This is a genomic window from Tamlana crocina (assembly GCF_012037625.1).
The window spans coordinates 1-264 of the sequence record NZ_JAAVJS010000923.1 but is presented as its reverse complement, the minus strand read 5'-3'; the positions used below and the strand labels follow the sequence as shown (position 1 = coordinate 264).

The window sequence follows — 264 nt, the reverse complement described above, 5'->3', positions numbered from 1 at the left end:
CATTGGAAGGAAAAAATATGATTATGCAGGCCTATGGCGAAATTACCGATGAAAAAGTAGTGCCTTTAAACTTGAAATCGTCTGGCGATAACACTTTCGAAATTATAATATCCGAGAAGGAAAATATCAAAGAAAGCCAAAGAATTTATTTGCACGACAACCTAACCGGCGAATATTTCAATCTTACAAAAGGTGACGCTTACCAGTTTGGTTCAGAAGCTGGGGTGTTTAAAAACAGATTGGAAATTGTATTCCAGAGCGAAC

General features: G+C 37.1%; 1 protein-coding gene. It reads left to right on the top strand.

The window, feature by feature from the left end:
• Positions 1-264 (top strand): hypothetical protein (locus HC176_RS19525; protein ID WP_167920603.1); only part of this gene is annotated, 264 nt, incomplete at both ends.